The following is a 13929-nucleotide window of genomic DNA, read 5'->3' as shown; positions in this document are numbered from 1 at the left end:
GCCCGGCGCAGTGCGGTGCAGCATCGCCGCGCGCCGTCAGCGCGCCGCGCTGGTCGCGCCCGGACGCGGCGCGAGCGCGCGCAACGTTTCCTTGATCGTCGACACGCGGATCGCGAGATCGGGCGAGCGCGTCTCGATGCGCAGCTTGTCCTGGCCCGCGAGCTTGATGTGCCGGTGTTTCTGCACCATCTCGATGATCCGCATCGGATCGATCGGCGGGTTCGGTTCGAACTGCAGCCCGATCGCGACCTCGCTTGCGTCGATCTTGACGATGCCGAGCGGCTTCGCGGCCAGCCGCAGCCGGTGCGTTTCGACGAGCGCGTGCGCCTGCGGCGGCAGCTTGCCGAAGCGGTCGATCAGCTCTTCCTGGATGCCGTCGATCGCGTCGCCGTGCTCGCAGTTCGCGAGACGCTTGTACAGCGACAGCCGCTCCTGCACGTCCACGCAGTAGTCGGCCGGCAGGATCGCGGGCGCATGCAGGTTGATTTCCGTCGTCGCGGCGAGCGGGGCGGTGAGGTCGGGCTCCTTGCCGTTCTTCAGCGCCTTCACCGCGTCGTTGAGCATGTCGGTGTAAAGCTGGAAGCCGATCTCGTGGATCTCGCCCGACTGCTTGTCGCCGAGCACCTCGCCGGTGCCGCGGATCTCGAGGTCGTGCATCGCGAGATAGAAGCCCGAACCGAGTTCCTCCATCTGCTGGATCGCCTCGAGCCGGCGCTGCGCCTGCTTGGTCAGCGCCTGCGGATCGTGGACCAGCAGATACGCATAGGCCTGGTGGTGCGAACGGCCGACGCGGCCGCGCAACTGGTGGAGCTGCGCGAGGCCGAACTTGTCCGCGCGGTGCATGATGATCGTGTTTGCGCTCGGCACGTCGATACCGGTCTCGATGATGGTGGTGCACAGCAGCACGTTGGTGCGCTGCGCGACGAAATCGCGCATCACGCGTTCGAGTTCGCGCTCGTGCATCTGGCCGTGCGCGATCGCGATGCGTGCTTCGGGCACCAGTTCCTCGAGCATCGCCTTGCGATTCTCGATCGTCTCGACCTCGTTGTGCAGGAAGTACACCTGGCCGCCGCGCTTCAGTTCGCGCAGCATCGCCTCGCGGATCACGCTTTCTTCCTCGCGGCGCACGAAGGTCTTGATCGCGAGCCGCTTCTGCGGCGCAGTGGCGATCACCGAGAAGTCGCGCAGCCCCTCGAGCGCCATCCCGAGCGTGCGCGGGATCGGCGTCGCGGTGAGCGTCAGCACGTCGACTTCCGCGCGCAGCGCCTTCAGCGCTTCCTTCTGGCGTACGCCGAAACGGTGTTCCTCGTCGATGATCACGAGGCCGAGGCGCTTGAACTGCACGTCCGACGACAGCAGCTTGTGCGTGCCGATCACGATGTCGACGCTGCCTTCGTTGATCTGCGCGATCGCCGCGTTGACTTCCTTCGTGGTCTTGAAACGCGACAGCTCGACGATGCGCACCGGCCAGTCCGCGAAGCGGTCGGCGAAGGTCTGCGTGTGCTGCTCCGCGAGCAGCGTGGTCGGCGACAGCAGCGCGACCTGCTTGCCGCCCATCACCGCGATGAACGCGGCGCGCAGCGCGACTTCGGTCTTGCCGAAGCCGACGTCGCCGCACACGAGGCGGTCCATCGGCTTGCCGCTCGTCATGTCGCCGATCACGGCCGCGATCGCCGCGGCCTGGTCGGGTGTTTCCTCGAAGCCGAAGCTTTCCGCGAACTTCACGTAGTCGCGCGGCTCGAGCGCGAACGCATGGCCTTCGCGAGCCGCGCGGCGCGCGTACAGGTTCAGCAGCTCGGCGGCCGTGTCGCGGATCTGCTGCGCGGCCTTGCGCTTCGCGCGCTCCCACTGGCCCGAGCCGAGCGCGTGCAGCGGCGCGCTGTCGGGATCGGCGCCGCTGTAGCGCGAGATCACGTGCAGTTGCGCGACCGGTACGTAGAGCTTGCTGTTGCCCGCGTATTCGAGGTGCAGGAATTCGGTTTCGCCTTCGCCGAGATCCATCGACACGAGGCCCATGTAGCGGCCGATCCCGTGCTGCGCGTGGACCACCGGGTCGCCGACCTTCAGCTCCGACAGGTCGCGCACCATCGCGTCGACGTTGCTCGCCTGCTCCTGCCGGCGGCGCCCCGCGCGGCGGCCGAGCGCGCCGTACAGCTCGGTTTCGGTGACGAGCGCATAGCCTTCGCCCGGCACCGCGAAGCCGCTCGCGAGCGGCGCGATGCCGAGCGCGAAGCGCGCGTCGCTCGCGAGCCAGCTCGCGAAGTCGTCGTTCGACGACGGCCGCAGGTGATGTTCGGCAAGCAGTTGCAGGATCGTTTCGCGGCGGCCGGCCGATTCGACGGTCAGCAGCACGCGCTTGCCGGACGATTCGACGAACGTGCGCAGCGCGGCGAGCGGATCGTCGGCGTGGCGATCGACCGTGAGCTCGGGCAGCGCGGTCGCCCAGCCGCCGGCCGGCTGCGCGGGCAGCACGACGCGCGCGAACGGCTTCGCGAACGCGAAGAAATCCTCGTCCGACAGGAACAGGCGCTGCGGCTCGAGAATCGGCCGCTCGCGATCGTGCGCCAGGAATGCGTGGCGCTGCTTCGTGTCGGCGGTGAAGCGGCGGATCGACGTTTCGAGATCGCCGGCGAACACCAGATGCGCGTCCTGCGGCAGGTAGTGGAACAGCGTGGCCGTTTCGTCGAAGAACAGCGGCAGGTAATACTCGATGCCGGCCGACGGCACGCCGCTGCCGATATCCTTGTAGATCGGCGCGCGGCTCGGGTCGCCTTCGAAGGTTTCGCGCCAGCGGCTGCGAAAGGCCGTGCGCGCTGCTTCGTCGAACGGAAATTCGCGGCCGGGCAGCAGGCGCACGTCGCGCACCGGGTAGAGGCTGCGCTGCGTATCGGGATCGAACGCGCGGATCGAGTCGACCTGATCGTCGAACAGGTCGATCCGGTACGGCAACGGCGAGCCCATCGGGTACAGGTCGATCAGCGAGCCGCGCACGCAGTATTCGCCGGGCCGCACGACCTGGCTCACGTGCTCGTAGCCGGCCAGCGTCAGCTGCGCCTTCAGCTTCGCCTCGTCGAGCCGCTCGCCCTGCGCGAACGCGAACGTGTAGGCGGCCATGAACGACGCGGGCGGCATCCGGTACAGCGCGGTGGTCGCGGGCACGAGCAGGATGTCGCAGCGCCCCTCGCCGAGGTCGTGCAGCGTCGCCAGTCGCTCGGAGACGAGATCCTGGTGCGGCGAGAAGGTGTCGTACGGCAGCGTCTCCCAGTCCGGCAGCAGGCGCACGCGCGCGGCCGGAGCGAAGTAGCGGAGTTCCTGCGACAGCCGCTGCGCGTCCACCGCGTTCGCGCAGATCACCGCAAGGAGCGGGACCGCGTCGCGGTTGTCGGCGAGATAGCGGGCGATGGCGAGTGCGTCGGCAGAGCCGTGCGCGCCGTCGAAGGCGAACCGCTGGCCCGGTTTGACGCGGGCGACGGGCGAGGCGAACGGGGTGGAAGCGTTGTCTGGCATAGGGACGGCAGGGGTGGCGGGCACGGGCGCATCGCGGTGCGCCGGTCGAGACGAAAGACCTATTATAAAATCCGCTTCTCGATTTCACCTTTCCGGCGTTTTCCTTTCGTGACTCCCCGACTTTTCGCCCTGATTCCCTGTGCCGGCACGGGCAGCCGTTCCGGTTCGGCCGTGCCGAAGCAATACCGCACGCTGGCCGGCCGCGCGCTGCTGCATTACACGCTCGCCGCGTTCGACGCGTGCAGCGAGTTCGCGCAGACGCTCGTCGTCCTCGCGCCCGACGACACGCACTTCGACGCGCGCCGCTTCGCGGGCTTGCGCTTCGCGGTACGCCGCTGCGGCGGCGGCTCGCGTCAGGCATCGGTGCTGAACGGGCTGCTCGAGCTGGCCGAATTCGGCGCGACCGACCAGGACTGGGTGCTCGTGCACGACGCCGCGCGCCCGGGCATCACGCCGGCGCTGATCCGCACGCTCGTCGCGACGCTGAAGGACGATCCGGTCGGCGGCATCGTCGCGCTGCCGGTGGCCGATACGCTCAAGCGCGTGCCGGCCGGCGGCGACGCGATCGCGCGCACCGAGTCGCGCGACGCGCTGTGGCAGGCGCAGACGCCCCAGATGTTCCGCATCGGCATGCTGCGCGACGCGATCCTGCGCGCGCAGCGCGAAGGGCACGACCTGACCGACGAGGCCAGCGCGATCGAATGGGCCGGCCATACGCCGCGCGTCGTACAGGGCAGCCTGCGCAACTTCAAGGTTACGTACCCGGAAGATTTCGCGCTCGCGGAAGCGATTCTCGCGCGCTCCGCGAACGCTTCCTGACTTTCATCTCATCTCAACCGGAATACGCATGGACTTCAGAATCGGACAAGGCTACGACGTGCACCAGCTCGTGTCGGGGCGCCCCCTCATCATCGGCGGCGTGACGATTCCGTACGAGCGCGGCCTGCTCGGCCACTCGGACGCCGATGTGCTGCTGCACGCGATCACCGACGCGCTGTTCGGCGCGGCGGCGCTGGGTGACATCGGTCGCCATTTCTCCGACACCGATGCGGCGTTCAAGGGCGCGGACAGCCGCGTGCTGCTGCGCGAATGCGTCGCCCGCGTGAAGGCGGCCGGCTTCACGATCCAGAACGTCGACAGCACCGTGATCGCGCAGGCGCCGAAGCTCGCGCCGCATATCGACCGGATGCGCGCGAACATCGCGGCCGATCTCGGGTTGCCGCTCGAGCGCGTGAACGTGAAGGCGAAGACCAACGAGAAGCTCGGCTATCTCGGCCGGGGCGAAGGCATCGAAGCGCAGGCCGCCGCATTGCTGGTGAAGCAGGGCGCCTGACGGTGTCGCGAAGCGGCGTGCAAGTTGTGCCGCCGGAATGAAAAAATGCCACGCGCTCGCGTGGCATTTTCGTTTGACGGCGCCGGCATGGCAACCACGGGCCGCGCCATGCCGCCGCGCGGCGGCCGGTTACTCGCCTTCGGCGGCGATCACCTGCGCGGCGGCGTTGATCACCGACGCGATGCGGCCGACGTCGCGCAACTGCGTCGTCGTCATCCCTTGCTCGTTCTTCAGCAGCGCGTAGTGCGACTTCACGCAGAAGTGGCACTTGCCGACGATCGACGCGGCGAGCGCGTACATCTCGAACCTGCGCTTGTCGACGCCGCCGTGCGACGCATACGCACCCATCCGCAGCTCGGCGCGCTGGGTCTTCAGGTCGGCGTCGTCGGCCATCTCGACATACGGATACCAGGTGTTGTTCATCCCCATCAGCGCGGCTGCCGTCAGCACGGCATTCGTCTCTTCGGGCGACAGCACGCCGGCTTCGCGGATCGTCTTCACGAGCACGGTGCTCTTCGCCGCGACCGCCGCTGCCAGCGCAACGCCGACTGCATCGGTGCCTTCGAGCGACGAGCGCGAGATCGTGCCGTCGAGGTTCAGGCGGATGTCCTTCGCGTAGTCGGGGATACGTGCCTTAATCGAGTCGATGAATTCCATTGATATCTCCTATGGGTTGGCCGTTAAAAAAGCCCGCAGGCAGGACGTGCGCCGCGGGCTTCGTGCATTGATGCGCTTACAGCGTTGCGCCGCCGACTGCGCGGTTGCACGGGCACAGTTCGTCCGTTTGCAGGCCGTCCAGAATGCGCAGGACTTCTTCCGGGCTACGGCCGACGTTCAGGTTGTTCACCGAAACGTGCTGGATCGTGTTGTCCGGGTCGACGATGAACGTCGCGCGCAGCGCAACGCCGGCTTCCTTGTCGCGCACGCCGAGCTGGTCGATCAGCTCGCCCTTGACGTCGCCGAACGAGTAGTGGTTCAGCTTGTTCAGGTCCTTGTGCTCACGGCGCCATGCGAGCTTCACGAATTCGTTGTCCGAGCTGCCGCCGAGCAGGACGGCGTCGCGCTCTTCGAACTGCTTCGTGAGCTTTGCGAATTCGACGATTTCCGTCGGGCAAACAAACGTGAAATCCTTCGGATAGAAGTAGATGATCTTCCACTTGCCCGGGAACGACGCTTCGGTGACGGTCTCGAACGCCGACTGGCCGTTTTCCTCGTGATTGTTGAAGCCCGGCTTCGCGGCTACGACGGTGAATGCTTCGAGTTTATCGCCCACGGTTTTCATGCGGATACTCCTGTATGAGTTGGGAAGAAGACTGAGTCAAGCTACCTCGGTGCTGCAACGTTGATGTGACAGCATGCGCAAAACTATAACACTATTAGTAAAGTGCTTCAATAGATTTTAACTAACTATCCTCATAGTTTTTTTCAACCGCGTCGATAGTGTGACGCGCAAAAACCGTGCGCGAACGTGTCATGCAGTCGCACGCGCCTTGCCGGCGCCGGGGAATTCGAGGGTGACTTCAAGGCCTGCTTCGGGGCTGCGGTTGCGCAGGCGCAGCGCGCCGCGATAGCGGCCGACGAGGCGCAGCACGATCGCCATGCCGAGCCCCGTGCCGTCCGCCTTGGTGCGGGCCGTGTCGACGCGGTAGAACGGCCGCATCACGAGCGGCAACTGGTCCTCGGGGATGCCGGGGCCCTCGTCGCTCACCGACAGCTCGACGCGTGCGTGCGTCACCCGCGTCTCGAGCGTGATGCGCGACACGCCGTCCTGCCGGCTCTGCCCGTACTTGCGTGCGTTCTCGACGAGATTGCCGATCACGCGGCGCATATCCGTCTCGTCGGCTTCGATCACGGCGGTGGGTGCGAGCCGCGTGCGGATCTCGACGCCGTCCTCGCCCGACACGCGTGCGGCGACTTCCTGCGCGATCGACGACAGGTCGACGGGCTCCGGCTTGCGCTGCGTCGGGCGCGCATAGTCGATGAACGCCGCGATGATGCGGTCCATCTGCTCGATGTCGTCGACCATCGCGTCCTTGGTCGCCTGGTCGGACGGACTCATCTCGGTTTCGAGCCGCAGCCGCGCGAGCGGCGTGCGCAGGTCGTGCGAGATGCCCGCGAGCATGAGCGCGCGATCCGCCTCGAGCTGTTCGAGGTCGCGCACCATCTGGTTGAAGCTGCGATTGGTGTCGGCCGCGACGCCCATCCCGCGCTCGGGCAGGGGATCTGGCGCCTGGCCCGAACCGACCTGGCGCGCGGCGAGCGCGAGCCGCGAGAACGGCCGGTTCACGAGGCTCGTGATGAACGCGGAGCCGAACAGCGACAGCGCGAGCGCGAACAGGCCCCAGCCGGCCCATTGCAGGCCCGTGACGTTGTCGAGCTGGTCGCGGTCGAGCGCGACCCAGTAGTCGTCGTCGTCGATCTTGAAGCTGATCCAGACGCCCGGGATGTCGTTGACCGACTGGGCGATCACGGTGTCGTCGCCGAGACGGCTGCGGATGTCGTGTTCGATCAGACGATTCAGCGATTCGTCGGGCTGCAGCTTGAACTTGTCGGTTTTTTCGCGCGGGTAAACCCGCACGCCCTCGTTGCTCTCCAGATCCTGCAGCAGCGCACGCCGCAAATCGGGATCGGAATAGAGCAGGGCGGTGCGCGTGAGCTTCACGACCGCGACGAGTTGCAGCGCGACGCGCTGCGCGCGCGGCTCCCGCTCGATCACGCGAAAGCTCTGGAACCACGCGGCGAGACTGACCGAGATCAGCAGCGCGATCAGCAGGAAGGTGCGCCAGAACAGCCCGCCGAACGCGAGCTGCAGGAGGCGCCGGTCGATACGCATGGGACAGGCCGAGGACAGGCGAAACCGGAAAGAAAGAAGATCAGGCGGCGCCGTCCGGAATGAACACGTAGCCGAGGCCCCAGACGGTCTGGATGAAGCGCGGGCTGCCCGGATCCGGTTCGATCAGCTTGCGCAGGCGCGAGATCTGTACGTCGAGGCTGCGGTCGAACACTTCGTATTCACGGCCGCGCGCGAGCTCCATCAGCTTCTCGCGCGACAGCGGCTGGCGCGGATGACGCGCGAACACCTTCAGCACCGAGAATTCGCCGGTCGTCAGCGGAATTTCCTGGCCCGACTTCGTGAGGGTGCGTGTCGCGAGGTTCAGCGAGAACTCGCCGAACTCGAACACTTCGGTGGTTTCAGACGGTGCGCCCGGCAGTTCAGCCGGCGCCTGGCGGCGCAGCACCGCGTGAATGCGCGCGACGAGTTCGCGCGGGTTGAACGGCTTGGGCAGGTAGTCGTCGGCGCCCATCTCGAGGCCGACGATGCGATCGACGTCTTCACCCTTCGCGGTGAGCATGATGATCGGCGTGCGGTCGTTGCTGCCGCGCAGACGGCGGCAGATCGACAGGCCGTCTTCGCCGGGCAACATCAGATCGAGCACGAGCAGGTCGAAGCGCTCGCGCACCCAGAGTTTGTTCATCGCGGTCGCGTTCTCCGCGACGTATACGTTGAAACCCTGCTCGCCGAGATAGCGGCGCAGCAGATCGCGCAGGCGCGGGTCGTCGTCGACGACGAGAATCTTGGAGGGGTTTTTCGTTTCCATGAACGGCATCTTATCGCGAATGGGAAATTACGCACGGTCGCGTATTTTCAGGCGTTACAGTCAGTTACAAAATTTACCCGTAGTGTCGTAGAGAGTAAAGGCAGGCTATAGAGATTCCTTTACTCGAAGCCGAAATTCGGTAGATACTCCCCTGCACTCCATCTTTCATCTTTGCACACCCGAATTCCGCAGGGTTTTTCAAGTACCAGAGGTAACCGGTTGCCGCGTGACGAAGGGAACAAATCGACCAGAGAAGCGAGGACGGTCATGCGATCTGCCCGGATTGCACTGATGCTGACGATCGCACTTGCCGGTCCATATGCGTCGAACTTCGCGTATGCGCAGCGCCCCGAACAGGGTGCATGGCCGCGCAAGATGCAGCGCGGCAAAGCGTCGCAGTCCGACCGCGCCGCCGACACGGCGGTTCGGTCCGCCGTGCCTCCCGATCTCGAACAGCGCCGCCGCGACGGGCACATGACGCCCGAAGAGCGCCACCTGCTGCGTCAGCACATCGAGGACGCCGTTCGCGAGCTGTACAAGCGCTGAGCCGCGCATCCTTCCCGCCGCCCGAAAAATTCCGTAGCAATTTTTCCGTCAACTTTCGCTCGCGTCCCGCCGTTGAACCGGCATCCGCACCGACGGTGCGTTCCGGGAGTTCCAGACGATGAAAGCGAATGCTGCCGCATCGGTTTCACCCGCGATGCAGGCGCCGCTCGACGCCGACGATGCGTCGTTCTTCCTGAGCCGTACCGGCTTTTCTCCCGCCCCCGCCGAGGTTGCCCGCGTCGTCGGCATGACGCGCGCACAGGCCGTGGCCGATGTGCTCGCCGACGTGCGCCGCGAACCCGTGACGACATGGCCCGACTGGGTCGCCGAGTTGCCGCCGACACGTGCGCAGCGTCAGGCGCTGACGCCCGACATGCGCCGCGACGAGCAGCGCGAACGCAATCGCCGTTACGATGCGTTACGCGCCGCATGGGTCAACGAGATGATCGTGACGCCGTCGCCGCTCACCGAACGCATGACGCTGTTCTGGCATGGGCACTTCACGTCGGGGCAGGACAAGGTGCCGTATCCGCAGACGATGGCCGCGCAGAACGCGCTGTTTCGCCGCGAGGCGCTCGGCAACTTCGGCACGCTGCTGCATGCGGTCGCGAAGGATCCGGCGATGCTTCAGTATCTCGACGGCGCGAGCAATCGCAAGGGGCGACCGAACGAGAATTTCGCGCGCGAGGTGATGGAGCTGTTCACGCTCGGCGAAGGGCATTACACGCAGCACGACGTGACCGAAGCCGCGCGCGCGATGACCGGCTGGAGCATCGATCCCGATACGTTGCGCTTCGTGGTGCGGGCCGAATGGCACGATGCGGGCAACAAGACGATTCTCGGCGAGACCGGCGCGTTCGACGGCGACGGGTTTCTCGACATCCTGCTGAAGCGGCCCGACACCGCGCGCCTCATCGCAGGCAAGCTGTGGCGCGAGTTCGTTTCCGATACGCCCGACACCGTTGCGCTCGACGCCGTTGCCGAGCGGTTTCGCGCGAGCGGCTACGACATTCGCGCGGCGCTCGCCGCGCTATGGTCGACCGATGCATTCTGGGATCCGCGCAACCGCGGCGTGCTCGTGAAGTCGCCGGCCGAATTCGTGGTCGGCTCGGTGCGGCTCTTCGACGTTGCGTACGGCGATCCGCAGATGCTCGCGAACACCGTGCGCACGCTCGGGCAGAACCTGTTCTATCCGCCGAACGTGAAGGGCTGGCCGGGCGGTGCGATGTGGATCAACAGCACCACGCTGCTCGCGCGCAAGCAGTTCGTCGAGCAGTTGTTCCGTGCGACCGAGACGGCCGGCATCCGCGCGCCGGCGCCTGCGATGGCACCGCCGCCAAATACCCGCGCGCACGCGGTGCCGGTGGTCGACACGGCGGCTGCGGCCGGCATGCGCGGCGGGCCGGCCAAACCCGTGCGCGGCGGTCTGCGGTTCGACCTCGAGCGCTGGCTCGCGCAGTATCGAGCGCGACCGCAGGCGACGGCGGGATTGTCGATCGAGCTTCAACTGCAGCATGCGGTGCTGCCGGTGTCGCCCGTTGCGGCGATCGATACGGACTCGACCGGCAGCGCGTATATCGAGGCGCTGCTGATGGACCCGGCCTATCAACTGAAATGACGAAAACCACGATAGAGAGGCGCGTCGCAGCGGCGAACATGCAGTGCGACGAACCGAAGGATGCGCGATGAATCGACGTGACTTTCTGACGCTGACGGGCGCCGCGGCGGGTTTGTCGGTGTGGCAACCGTCCGCGCTGGCCGCTCCAGCCGCACGCACGACGGCCGGCTATGCGAACGTGCTGATCCTCGTCGAGCTGAAAGGCGGCAACGACGGGCTCAACACGGTGGTGCCGTATGCCGATCCGTTGTACTACCAGTTCCGCCGCAGCATCGGCATCAAGCGCGAGCAGGTGCTGCAGCTCGATGCGCATACGGGGCTGCATCCGTCGCTTGTGCCGCTGATGCCGTTGTGGCGCGACGGACAGGTCGCCATCGTGCAGGGCGTCGGTTATCCGCAGCCGAACCTGTCGCATTTCCGCTCGATCGAGATCTGGGATACCGCGTCGCGTTCCGATCAGTACCTGCACGAAGGCTGGCTCACGCGCACGTTTGCGCAGGCGCCCGTGCCGCCCGGTTTCGCGGCGGACGGCGTCGTGCTCGGCAGCGCCGAGATGGGGCCGCTTGCGAACGGCGCGCGTGCGATCGCGCTCGTTAATCCCGCGCAGTTCATCCGTGCTGCCCGGCTTGCCGAGCCGTCGTCGCTGCGCGAACGGAATCCGGCGCTCGCGCACATCATCGACGTCGAGAACGATATCGTGAAGGCAGCCGACCGACTGCGTCCGCGCGGCGGGATGCGCGCGTTCAGGACGGCCTTTCCGGCCGGGACGTTCGGAACGTCGGTGAAGACGGCGATGCAGGTGCTCGCCGCATGCGAGGCGTCGGGACCGCGGGCGCAGGATGGCGTCGCGGTACTGCGGCTCACGCTCAACGGGTTCGACACGCACCAGAACCAGCCGGGACAGCAGGCGGCGCTGCTCAAGCAGTTCGCGGAAGCGATGAGCGCGATGCGCAGCGCGCTGATCGAGCTCGGGCGCTGGAACCAGACGCTCGTTATGACGTATGCGGAATTCGGCCGGCGCGCGCGAGAGAACCAGAGCAATGGCACCGATCACGGGACGGCCGCCCCGCATTTCGTGATGGGCGGCCGCGTGGCGGGCGGCCTGTATGGTGCGCCGCCCGCGCTCGCGCACCTCGACGGCAACGGCAACCTGCCGGTCGCGGTCGATTTCCGCCAGCTCTACGCGACCGTGCTCGGGCCGTGGTGGGGGCTCGATGCGACGCGCGTGCTGCAGCAGCGCTTCGATACGTTGCCGCTGCTCAAGGCGTGAGGGTGCGGGTGCGTCGCGTTGCGCTATGGGTCAGCGGCGGCGTGCGGCGCGCCACGCGATCCACAGCTTGCGGATCGGCGTCAGCGCGATACGCTGGTGCAGCACCTGGAAGCCGTCGCGCTCGATTTCGTTGAGCAGCGCGCAGGCCAGCGCGATCTGCGCACGCAGCGTGCGCTGCGCACGGCGTTCGGATGCGGGGATCGCCGCGTCGGCCGCGGCGAGCGCTTCGCGCGCGCGGGCCGTCTGGAACTGCAGCAACTCGGTGAAGGCCGGGCTGTAGCGGCGGTTCAGCAGATCGGCCGCGGTCACGTTGTAGCGTTGCAGTTCGTCGATCGGCAGGTAGATGCGGCCATGACGCGCATCGTTGCCGAGTTCCTGCACGAACTGCGCGAGCATCAGCGCGCGGCCGACGTCCGCGGCCCACGGCTGCGGGTCGGCCGGATTCGCGGCGCTCGCGCGCGCGACCACCGACGCGAACGTGCTGCCGACCTGCGCGATGTAACGCTGCAGGTTCGCGAAATCCAGGTAGCGCGCCTGTTCGAGATCCATCCCGTAACCGTTGACGAGCGTGCGCAGCGCGTCGGCCTCAGCCGCGATCGACGGATGATGTTGCGCCAGTGCTTTCGTGGCCGGGTGCGTCGGCTCGCCGGCGGCGAGCGCCGCGAGTTCCTTGTGCCACCACGCGAGCTTCGTGTGTCCGACGGTCGGGTCGCTGGTTTCCTTGACGGTTTCCTCGAGTTCGCGGCGCAGCGCGAACAGGGCCGTCAGGCGCGGCGCGGCGGCGAGCGGTGCCTGGCGCAGCGCGTAGTAGACGCTGGAACCGGCGGGAGCAGCCTTTTGCTGACAGTAGTCGTCGAAGTTCACGGGCGGGATCGTGGCGAAGGCGGGTTCGGGGGACGCGTGCCGGCGCGTGGCCGATACGTCGAGCGCGGCATTCTAGCACCGCTCCTCGAGCGGCGCCGGCGGGGCGAGACAATGCGGCGAAGATCGGGTAGAATTTCGCGCTCGCCTGATCGGGTGTGCCGGCTTTTCGGGTCGGCGCGAAGTGTCCCGGGTATTTCGGGCGCGCGGAGGACGTATCTTGCGTGCCGCGCGATCAGGCAACGGACATGCGCGTGAGTGGCGAAATTGGTAGACGCACCAGGTTTAGGTCCTGACGCCCGCAAGGGTGTGCCGGTTCGAGTCCGGCCTCACGCACCAACTGATGTTCCGGGGGAGTCCGGGAATGTCCGTGAAACCCGCTACAGATAAGGGTTTCGCTGATTCTAAAGTCCGGCATCGTTCGCCGGAATCCAACACGATCCGATTGGTTTGATGGTATTTTTGTTGGTATCGCAATGCCGGCACGCTTGCGGCGCGTGGCGATACCAACAGGATATCCGATGGCACTCTCAGACCTCCAGTGCAAGAACGCCAAGTACAACCCCAGCGGTCCGGGCAACAAGCTTGCCGACGGCGATAGCCTCTTCTTGTTCCTGATGCCTACTGGCAGCAAGCTCTGGCGGTATTTGTACCGCGATGGGTTCAAGAAACAGAAAACGTTGTCTATCGGCGCTTATCCGGCAGTTGGACTACAAACTGCTCGAAAGAAGCGCGACGAAGCGCGCGCCCAGATAGCTGAGGGCGTTGACCCGAGTGAAGCCAAAAAGGCAGCGAAGCAAGCGGCGGTGCTTGCTGCTTCCAACAGTCTGGAGGCTGTAGCGCGCGCGTGGATGGAAGAGCGCCGCTCCCGAGTCGAGCCGAAACAATACGACAAAACATTGGCTCGTTTCGTCAGCGATGTGTTCCCGTGGTTGGGGAAGCGCCCCATCGATCAAATCGATGCGCCTAAAATTCTATCTGTGATGAAGCGGATTGCAGGGAGGGGGGCTCGATATACGGCTGACCGTGTGCGCTCCGAGCTGAGCATGGTTTTTCGGTATGGAATTAGCAGGCCGTTGAAATCCCCCCGCCGATCCGTCACGATGTAGCGAACCCGATCCCAAGGCACGAAGGCAGCATGCGAGGCACCGACAGCTACAACGAATCCCTGTTCAGTACAGTCAGACTGGAGGAG

At 66.2% G+C, this 13929-nt stretch carries 12 protein-coding genes and 1 tRNA gene; 7 read left to right on the top strand and 6 right to left on the bottom strand.

The features are described from left to right. Positions 1-36: 36 nt before the first annotated feature. Positions 37-3507 (bottom strand): transcription-repair coupling factor, encoded by a 3471-nt coding sequence (gene mfd / locus DIE13_RS26740; protein ID WP_124830092.1) that lies wholly within the window; start codon positions 3505-3507, stop codon positions 37-39. A 108-nt stretch (positions 3508-3615) separates the two neighbouring features. On the opposite strand from mfd, the gene ispD reads away from it, so the two are divergent. After that, positions 3616-4326, top strand: a complete 711-nt coding sequence (ispD, locus tag DIE13_RS26735) for a 2-C-methyl-D-erythritol 4-phosphate cytidylyltransferase (protein WP_124830091.1) — start codon at positions 3616-3618, stop codon at positions 4324-4326. Positions 4327-4354: 28 nt separating this feature from the next. Continuing rightward, entirely contained in the window at positions 4355-4840 is a 486-nt protein-coding gene (gene ispF, locus DIE13_RS26730; protein ID WP_124830090.1) for a 2-C-methyl-D-erythritol 2,4-cyclodiphosphate synthase, read from the top strand. A gap of 129 nt (positions 4841-4969) precedes the next feature. Here the strand turns inward: ispF and DIE13_RS26725 are convergent, their stop codons facing one another. The 4 genes from DIE13_RS26725 to ompR all read right to left on the bottom strand — a co-directional run bounded on the left by DIE13_RS26725 (position 4970) and on the right by ompR (position 8448). Further along, the gene (locus DIE13_RS26725) at positions 4970-5497 is read right to left on the bottom strand and encodes a carboxymuconolactone decarboxylase family protein (RefSeq protein ID WP_044843722.1); all 528 of its coding nucleotides are present in this window, start codon (positions 5495-5497) and stop codon (positions 4970-4972) included. Positions 5498-5573: 76 nt separating this feature from the next. Further along, positions 5574-6122, bottom strand: a complete 549-nt coding sequence (locus tag DIE13_RS26720) for a peroxiredoxin (RefSeq protein ID WP_031399305.1) — start codon at positions 6120-6122, stop codon at positions 5574-5576. 189 nt (positions 6123-6311) lie between these two features. Further along, complete coding sequence (locus DIE13_RS26715) at positions 6312-7673, bottom strand: ATP-binding protein (RefSeq protein WP_124830089.1); 1362 nt, start codon at positions 7671-7673, stop codon at positions 6312-6314. 40 nt (positions 7674-7713) lie between these two features. Then, positions 7714-8448 (bottom strand): two-component system response regulator OmpR, encoded by a 735-nt coding sequence (ompR, locus tag DIE13_RS26710; protein WP_370542727.1) that lies wholly within the window; start codon positions 8446-8448, stop codon positions 7714-7716. Positions 8449-8706: 258 nt separating this feature from the next. On the opposite strand from ompR, the gene DIE13_RS26705 reads away from it, so the two are divergent. The 3 genes from DIE13_RS26705 (at position 8707) to DIE13_RS26695 (ending at position 11873) form a co-directional block, all read left to right on the top strand. Next, a complete protein-coding gene (locus tag DIE13_RS26705) occupies positions 8707-8985 on the top strand; it encodes a hypothetical protein (RefSeq protein WP_124830088.1) in 279 nt (92 codons plus the stop codon). Positions 8986-9103: 118 nt separating this feature from the next. Next, positions 9104-10603: a DUF1800 family protein gene (locus DIE13_RS26700; RefSeq protein ID WP_124830087.1), complete on the top strand. Its 1500-nt coding sequence runs from the start codon at positions 9104-9106 to the stop codon at positions 10601-10603. A 67-nt stretch (positions 10604-10670) separates the two neighbouring features. Next, positions 10671-11873 (top strand): DUF1501 domain-containing protein, encoded by a 1203-nt coding sequence (locus DIE13_RS26695; RefSeq protein ID WP_124830086.1) that lies wholly within the window; start codon positions 10671-10673, stop codon positions 11871-11873. Positions 11874-11903: 30 nt separating this feature from the next. Here DIE13_RS26695 and hpnD read toward each other — a convergent pair whose 3' ends face one another. After that, complete coding sequence (gene hpnD / locus DIE13_RS26690) at positions 11904-12737, bottom strand: presqualene diphosphate synthase HpnD (protein WP_124830085.1); 834 nt, start codon at positions 12735-12737, stop codon at positions 11904-11906. Positions 12738-12986: 249 nt separating this feature from the next. Between hpnD and DIE13_RS26685 the strand changes: the two genes are divergently transcribed. Then, positions 12987-13073, top strand: a tRNA-Leu gene (locus tag DIE13_RS26685). 182 nt (positions 13074-13255) lie between these two features. Further along, on the top strand, positions 13256-13843 hold the full coding sequence (locus tag DIE13_RS26680; protein ID WP_124830084.1) for an integrase arm-type DNA-binding domain-containing protein: 588 nt from the start codon (positions 13256-13258) through the stop codon (positions 13841-13843). The last annotated feature ends 86 nt before the right edge of the window (positions 13844-13929 follow it).

Origin of the sequence: Burkholderia sp. Bp9016 (assembly GCF_003857765.1) — a bacterium.
Taxonomy (GTDB): domain Bacteria; phylum Pseudomonadota; class Gammaproteobacteria; order Burkholderiales; family Burkholderiaceae; genus Burkholderia.
This window is presented reverse-complemented; position numbering and strand designations above follow the sequence as displayed.

Coding starts and splice junctions, on each gene's coding strand:
- DIE13_RS26700 (WP_124830087.1), top strand. CDS start 9,104: ATGAAAGCGAATGCTGCCGCATCGGTTTCACCCGCGATGCAGGCGCCG.
- DIE13_RS26680 (WP_124830084.1), top strand. CDS start 13,256: ATGGCACTCTCAGACCTCCAGTGCAAGAACGCCAAGTACAACCCCAGC.
- DIE13_RS26695 (WP_124830086.1), top strand. CDS start 10,671: ATGAATCGACGTGACTTTCTGACGCTGACGGGCGCCGCGGCGGGTTTG.
- ispF (WP_124830090.1), top strand. CDS start 4,355: ATGGACTTCAGAATCGGACAAGGCTACGACGTGCACCAGCTCGTGTCG.
- mfd (WP_124830092.1), bottom strand. CDS start 3,507: ATGCCAGACAACGCTTCCACCCCGTTCGCCTCGCCCGTCGCCCGCGTC.
- DIE13_RS26715 (WP_124830089.1), bottom strand. CDS start 7,673: ATGCGTATCGACCGGCGCCTCCTGCAGCTCGCGTTCGGCGGGCTGTTC.
- ompR (WP_370542727.1), bottom strand. CDS start 8,448: ATGCCGTTCATGGAAACGAAAAACCCCTCCAAGATTCTCGTCGTCGAC.
- DIE13_RS26725 (WP_044843722.1), bottom strand. CDS start 5,497: ATGGAATTCATCGACTCGATTAAGGCACGTATCCCCGACTACGCGAAG.
- DIE13_RS26705 (WP_124830088.1), top strand. CDS start 8,707: ATGCGATCTGCCCGGATTGCACTGATGCTGACGATCGCACTTGCCGGT.
- DIE13_RS26720 (WP_031399305.1), bottom strand. CDS start 6,122: ATGAAAACCGTGGGCGATAAACTCGAAGCATTCACCGTCGTAGCCGCG.